This window comes from Paraplanobispora siamensis, assembly GCF_016863175.1.
Lineage (GTDB): Bacteria > Actinomycetota > Actinomycetes > Streptosporangiales > Streptosporangiaceae > Planobispora > Planobispora siamensis.
In genome coordinates this window covers 1-6,553 of record NZ_BOOJ01000116.1, presented here as the reverse complement: position 1 = coordinate 6,553, position 6,553 = coordinate 1, and the positions used below count along the sequence as shown (strand labels likewise).

Sequence of the window (6,553 nt, the reverse complement as noted above, 5' to 3'; positions counted from 1 at the left end):
GCACGGTTCGTCATCTGCCACAACCCCGAAGCCGCCGAGCGCGATGCACACACGCGCGAGCAACTGCTGGCCCAGTTGGCCGACTTGATCGACGCATCCGATGCGTTGAGCGAGTTCAAGCGCGGTGAGCTGCGCGGGAAGATCGTCGTCAAGCCCGGCCTGAACCGCTACCTGCGCACCACCCCGGCCGGCAAGCTCCGCATCGACACCGCGAAGATCAAAGCCGAGGAGAACCTGGACGGCAAGTATCTGCTGCGCTGCAGCGACCCTCACCTGAGCGCCGAAGACATCGCCTTGGGCTACAAGCAACTGTTGGAGGTCGAGCGCGGCTGGCGGGACATGAAGCAGATCATCGACCTGCGGCCGGTCTATCACCGGCTCGAAGAACGCATCCGCGCCCACGTCGTCCTCTGCTGGCTGGCGCTGCTGCTCATCCGGATCATCGAGACCACCACCGGCAGCACCTGGCCCGCCTGCCGCCGCGAGCTGGAACGGCTCCATCTGGGCACCTTCACCGGCCCCGCCGGGTTGTTCCGGCAGGTCACCGCTTTGATCAAGCCCCAGCAGGATCTGCTGGCCAAGCTCGCCGTCCCTGTCCCCAAGCAGGTCATCGACCTCGAGCCCGCAGGCCGCTGACCAGCCCGGATAGCACCGCCTAGAGAAACGCCCTCCAGGCGGTCACACCCATGTCAGCCCAGCTCACAGCCCATATTCGAGCCTCCAGGCCGCTGAATTACGCGGAACGCGGGGCCGAAGGAGCCTGGTCATTGCTCAAGCGCGCCATCACCAACTTCGTCGCCGCCGACCTGGATGGCCTGGTCCGGATCATCAAGCGCAAGCTGAAGAAGATCCAGTATCGGCCGCATCTGCTCGATGGCTGCCTGGCCGCAACCGGCTTGGTCATCGAACCGTGGTGATCATACGGCCGGACCCTACGAGTTCAACCGGAGTAGTTGATCCCGTTTCCCGGGAATCAGCAGTAAGGACTTTGAGTCCCTCCATCTTATAGCGGCAACAACGGAGAGATGCTATAAGGCAACACAAAGAGGTTGGAATGAATAGAACACAGGTGACCCCTTGTACACACGCAGACCTTTTCGAGTCGCCATACTCTTACCGCTCCTAGTATGCGTTGGGATCTCTTCCTGCACACCCCCAGAGGGGTTCAGAACCACCTTCCTCCCCCTCGTACTTCACGTCAATTATGATGGATTATTCGCCTGCGAAAATCGCTGTGAGAGCTGGCTCGGCAAAGAACGACTATATTTCAGAATACCAGCCGATTCACCTATTCTTAGGCGTGGGCTTACACGCACACTTCATTCCGAAGGATGGAATTCAGGCACGATTCAAAGGGTGGATTCAGGAAGCCATGAATTACAATTTTTCCGAGAAAGGCTCACCCCATTAATTTCGACAGCGAAGCTCTGGCCAGTTACCACCTCGCACCGAATAGAACCCCCCCGACGCCTGTTTCAAACCGAAGCCGTCGCAGGGTACCTCAGCTCCGATGATCTACAGCTCGAAAACTTCCTCGCGAAATGCTTAAGGCCATTCAAGGAAAGTTCCGGTCGCGAAGTCCTCGCGTTCGCAGGGCGCTTGATTGACGCAGATTATTTCGAAAAATGCAAGAAGAAAAGCAACTTGTCCTGGCTTTCCATCGAAGGAATCAAAATGGCAGAGAGGCAGGGCCAGCTAGACATCGGCCTGGACGTGGACAAGGAGTCATCAATAACCTTGCGCTATCCACGCCTGGCGGTGATGGCCACCACTCCCGCATCCGATGCCCGCGCAATCGCCGACGGCCGAGCCGAGCGCACGATAAAGATCGGAAATCCGGATCTTCTGGATGACCTCGAGATCACAGCAGATGTGCTAGCGACAACCTATAGACAAAGTACGGTTGCAGAGGTCGTGACAGCCGGAGCATCTCACTGGATCTGGCTGGTAGTTCTTGCTGTTTTGGCATTCGTGCTAGCGACCGCTAAGGACCGGCTTCGGTCCTTGCTGGACAAGCCCTCGGACCGCAGGAGAATCACCGCACAGCCTCGTCTAGGCGCGCCTGGATCGCGCAAACGACGAAGGAAGAGGCCCAAACGTCGAAATAATTAACCGAGCACGAGCGGATTCCTTTTACCGCTTCAAAATTCATTGCATAGGGTTTGAGCTGGGAGTTCTTCGGGGTGGCTACGCGGCTCCGTGGTACTCGTTGATCAGCCTGTCGAGCACCTTTCGGCGTTCGATCCGGCCTTCCAGCGGTACGACGTGCGGGTGCCGAGAATTCATCCGTCCAGGTCAAGCCGCATGCCGGTACTCCCTGAGGATACCACCGAGTCGATCACATCGGCGGACGTCGAGCCGGGCGATTCGGGCTTGCACGCGGACACTCGCATCAGGTAGGGGTCGGAGCGGGGCATGTGCCGCTTCAGCACCCCTCTTACGAGGCTTTACTCAGTGATTCGGCGGATCAGGTTGCTCGCGCCGACCGCTAGTGAATAATGGTCAAGGGCCCCGATGTTTGCTCGGTGGTTGCTCGTGTGTCCTGATACAGTGCGGCTTTTAGAGGGTGTCTGAAAAGTCATGATCGAGATGCGCCGAGGCGGTGCAAGATCAGCATGCACATCGCGGCGTAGATGACGCTCTCCGACGTTGTGATCAGGTACTCGTAGTCGCGTGACAGGCGGCGGTAGCGGCCCAGCCAGGCGAAGGTGCGCTCGGCCACCCAACGTCGCGGGATCACCGCGATCCGCGGCACCTCCCGCGGCGGCGCGTCGTTAGGTGCCCAGGTGGTGTGCATGCCGCCGTCGCGGCGCACCACGATCTGCACCCTCACCCTGAGCGCCTCGCGAGCCCAGCCAATGAAGCGCTCCCCGCGATAACCCTGATCGGCCCACAGATGCACCAGCCGGGGAAAGCGCTCGATCGTCCGCGACAGCAGCACCATCGCCCCGTCCCGGTCTCCGGCATTGGCCGGGCTGACACACGCGCCCAGCACCAGGCCGAGGGTGCCGACCAGCAGGTGACGCTTGACGCCCAGCACCTTCTTGGCGCCGTCATAGCCATGCAGCCCACCGCGCTCGGTACCGCGCACGCTTTGGCTGTCGATGATGCCGGCACTCGGGGTGGGATCCCGCCCTTGCCGGGTGCGCTCGCGCTTGTACCGCTTCAAAATCCATCGCGTAGTGCTTGATCTGGAAGTTCTCCGAAGTGGCTACGCGGCTCGGTAGTACTCGTTGATCACCCCGCCGAGCACTCTCCGACGTTCGATCCGGCCTTCCAGCGGTACGACGGTCCGCTCATCATGATCGGGTGGCCGCTGCGCGCGGGACTGGTGCGGCCGATGCCCGTTGTAGTGAGCGGCATACTCACCGAGCACCGACCGCAGATGCCGTTCGCCGTAGATCAGCATGCGGTCGGTGCACTCGGCCCGCACGGTGCGCAACCGCTGGGACTGTCTAGATAACGGTGTTTCTCGATCTTGATTCGTTATCGGGTGGTCGGCGTCAGGCGCCCTTCGAAGGTGATGGCGAAGGCGTTCAGGGCGGCCTTCCAGCGGGTGATCCAGCGTTTGCGGCCCTTGCCGGTCGGATCCAGGCTCATGATCGCCATGTAGACGCACTTGAGCGCGGCCTGCTCGTTCGGGAAGTGGCCACGGGCCTTGACCGCCCGCCGGATCCGGGCGTTCACGGACTCGATGGCGTTGGTCGAGCAGATCACCCGGCGGATCTCGGGGGCAAAGTTGAGGAAGGGCACGAACTCGGCCCAGGCGTCCTCCCACAACTTCACGATCGCCGGATACTTACCACCCCAGAGCTCGGCGAACTCTATGAAGCGTTCGAGGGCGGCGGCCTCGGTCGGGGCGGTGTAGACGGGCTTAAGAGCCCTGGCGATGGCGTCCCAGTGCTGGCGGGCGGCGTACCGGAATGAGGCGCGCAGCAGGTGAACGACGCACGTTTGCACGACGGCCTGGGGCCAGACGGTCTCGATGGCCTGCGGCAGGCCCTTGAGGCCGTCGCAGACCACCATCAGCGCATCGGCCACGCCGCGGTTTTTGATCTCGGTCAGCACGTGCAGCCAGAACTTGGCTCCCTCGCCGCCGTCGCCGGCCCACAGGCCGAGAATGTCGCGCTCGCCGTCGACCGTGACGGCCAGCGCCACGTAGATGGGCCGGTTGGCGACCTGGCCGTCGCGGAGCTTCACGTGGATGGCGTCGATGAAGATCACCGGGTATACCGGGTCGAGCGGCCGGTTCTGCCACTCGGCCATGCCGTCCAGCACCTTGTCGGTGATGGTCGAGATGGTCTGCTTGGACACCTCGGCGCCGTAGACCTCGGCCAGGTGCGCGGAGATCTCGCCGGTGGTCAGGCCCTTGGCGGCCAGCGAGATGACCATCTCATCCACGCCGGACAGGCGCCGCTGCCTCTTGCGCACGATCTTCGGCTCGAAGCTGCCGTCCCGATCGCGCGGCACGGTGATCTCCACCGGGCCGACATCGGTGATGACGGTCTTGGACCGGGCGCCGTTGCGGCTGTTGGTCGTCTCGCCACCGCCTCGCTGGTGCTTGTCGTAGCCGAGATGGTCGGTGATCTCACCTTCCAGCGCGGACTCCAGCACCAGCTTGGTCAGTCGGCCCAGCAGCCCGTTCTCCCCGACCAACTCCATGCCCTCGGCCCGGGCTTGATCGACCAGCTTGGCCACCAGTTCCCGGTCCGTCGAGTTCTCGGGCTTCTTGCGCGCCACCGCGGCGTCCTCCAGGTCGATCTCCGTCGATGCCTGGATCACAGTACTCATCAGGTGTGTCCTCCTTGATCAGGAGTTACACCAGTGACCGTACAGTCCCGCCGAACACATCCATGCAGTTCAAGCGGTCTGTTGATAGTCGTGAGGACTCCGCCGAGCCGGTCTCGTCGGTGTACGCCGAGCTTGGCCAGCGTGGCCGGATCTGCTGGGATCGGAGACGGCGCGGAGCGGAACCGCCTGGGACAGGGCTTGATGGGCGCGGCGCGTTGCAGAACTCCTCATCCTCGCGCCGGGCGTGCCGGAGGTGGCGTTCATTCCAGCGCAGGCACCGATCCAAAGCTCACAGCGGCACGAGTGCACCAACTGCTCCATCACCGCGTTCATCCGGACCCGGTTGCGATGGATGTCGATGTCGCGGCTGCGAGTTGTGGCGGTCAGAGTGTTCAAGACCCCGGCTACGGGACCGGGTTTCTAGTCTCTATCGTGACTGCTGCGCCTCTGGGAACGGAAGTGCCAGGACTTGGGTCCTGATTGCTGATTTTATCGTCAGCGGCTGGCGCTGGAGTCGGGAGCGCTAATTTTAATGACATGGCACTTATGATGGCCTGAGCTTCAGCGACCTTATGGCCTTTTAGGTCTGGCACCATCTCGGTGCCTAGTGCCGCGTGGAGCATGTCCTTCCGTGCTTCCTCGGCACCTCGCGAGGCGAAGTAGAACGACACTGCGCCAGCTGCGCTTGCCACCACGCCCCCAACGAGCAGGTTCGCCAGCTGCGTGTTGGATCCACTCATAGCCGCCCCCGTGACCAGCACTAAACTACCCACAAGAACCAGCGCCAGCATGGACCGCGTAACACTTAACCCCTTTTCGACTCTACCAGCAAACAAATATAAGCCGATTACGGCAACTGCCGCGGCGATTAAGGTGCTCAAAGAAAGAGGTAGCCACCACCACGGTCCAGCTTCGAGGTATGCTCCGACGGCAGGGGATGGCGTGGGTAAAGGGGTCGGGGTTGGTTGCGCGGAAACGTTCATGATGCCCCCTTCAATGCGACTTATACGCCTCGATAGAGAAGCGAGCAAGTCCTTGCCGCAAGCGCCGCTTAGAGGTCCTAACAGAATGAGATGACCCGCATCCTCACGGTGATGATTGTCGTTGGGTGAGATGTGAGGAAAGGTGAGCAGCTGCCGTGGATCGTCTCGGACAGCTTGTGGGAGCGGATCGAGCCGCTGTTGCCGAAGGTGCGGCGGCGCACCCGTCATCCGGGGCGCAAGCCGCTCGATGATCGTAAGGCGTTGTGCGGGATCTTGTTCGTGCTCTACACCGCGATCCCGTGGGAGTTCCTGCCGCAGGAGCTGGGCTTTGGCTCCGGCATGACGTGCTGGCGGCGGCTGCGGGACTGGCATCACGCCGGTGTCTGGACCAGGCTGCACGAGCTGCTGTTGGCCGAGTTGCACGCCGCCGGCCAGCTGGACTGGTCCAAGGCGGTGATCGACAGCTCGCACGTGCGGGCGCTCAAGGGCGGCCCAAAACCGGGCCGAGCCCGGTCGACCGCGCCAAGCCGGGCTCGAAACACCACGTCATCACCGAAGGGCACGGCATCCCGCTCGCGCTGTCGCTGACCGGCGGCAACCGCAACGACGTCACTCAGCTGTTGCCGTTGATCAAGGCGATCCCGCCGGTACGGGGCCGGCGCGGCCGGCCTCGCAAGCGTCCTGCCTGCTTACAGCGTGTCCTACATGGTGAATGCGTCGTTGAACTCCTATGGACAGCAGGCAATGGGACTGGATCGTCCCGAAGGGCTTGTGGGAGA

7 protein-coding genes and 1 pseudogene are annotated in these 6,553 nt (G+C 62.3%); 4 read left to right on the top strand and 4 right to left on the bottom strand.

The annotated features are described in order from the left end of the window. The 3 genes from Psi01_RS42645 to Psi01_RS42635 form a co-directional block, all read left to right on the top strand. Window positions 1-636: IS1634 family transposase (locus Psi01_RS42645; protein ID WP_444980738.1), on the top strand; the 636-nt coding region annotated here is incomplete at its 5' end. A gap of 50 nt (window positions 637-686) precedes the next feature. Continuing rightward, window positions 687-917 carry a hypothetical protein gene (locus Psi01_RS42640; RefSeq protein WP_204069914.1) on the top strand — a complete coding sequence of 77 codons (231 nt, stop codon included), beginning with the start codon at window positions 687-689 and terminating at the stop codon, window positions 915-917. A gap of 439 nt (window positions 918-1,356) precedes the next feature. Beyond that, entirely contained in the window at window positions 1,357-2,112 is a 756-nt protein-coding gene (locus Psi01_RS42635) for a hypothetical protein (protein WP_204069913.1), read from the top strand. A 466-nt stretch (window positions 2,113-2,578) separates the two neighbouring features. Here Psi01_RS42635 and Psi01_RS42630 read toward each other — a convergent pair whose 3' ends face one another. The 4 genes from Psi01_RS42630 to Psi01_RS44695 form a co-directional block, all read right to left on the bottom strand. After that, window positions 2,579-3,169, bottom strand: coding sequence for a transposase (locus Psi01_RS42630; protein WP_204069912.1), 591 nt, complete (start codon window positions 3,167-3,169; stop codon window positions 2,579-2,581). A 42-nt stretch (window positions 3,170-3,211) separates the two neighbouring features. Beyond that, complete coding sequence (locus tag Psi01_RS42625; protein ID WP_239128452.1) at window positions 3,212-3,433, bottom strand: integrase core domain-containing protein; 222 nt, start codon at window positions 3,431-3,433, stop codon at window positions 3,212-3,214. Between the two features lie 53 nt (window positions 3,434-3,486). Then, entirely contained in the window at window positions 3,487-4,791 is a 1,305-nt protein-coding gene (locus Psi01_RS42620) for an IS256 family transposase (RefSeq protein ID WP_204069910.1), read from the bottom strand. 404 nt (window positions 4,792-5,195) lie between these two features. Then, window positions 5,196-5,387, bottom strand: coding sequence for a PASTA domain-containing protein (locus Psi01_RS44695; RefSeq protein WP_373872554.1), 192 nt, complete (start codon window positions 5,385-5,387; stop codon window positions 5,196-5,198). 537 nt (window positions 5,388-5,924) lie between these two features. On the opposite strand from Psi01_RS44695, the pseudogene Psi01_RS43960 reads away from it, so the two are divergent. Further along, window positions 5,925-6,457 (top strand): annotated as a pseudogene (locus Psi01_RS43960) (IS5 family transposase); the annotation flags it as partial. Window positions 6,458-6,553: the final 96 nt, after the last annotated feature.

What these genes read in the sequence shown, in the direction of transcription:
- Psi01_RS42640 (WP_204069914.1), top strand. Translation starts at nt 687, where the DNA reads ATGTCAGCCCAGCTCACAGCCCATATTCGAGCCTCCAGGCCGCTGAAT.
- Psi01_RS42620 (WP_204069910.1), bottom strand. Translation starts at nt 4,791, where the DNA reads ATGAGTACTGTGATCCAGGCATCGACGGAGATCGACCTGGAGGACGCC.
- Psi01_RS44695 (WP_373872554.1), bottom strand. Translation starts at nt 5,387, where the DNA reads ATGGTGCCAGACCTAAAAGGCCATAAGGTCGCTGAAGCTCAGGCCATC.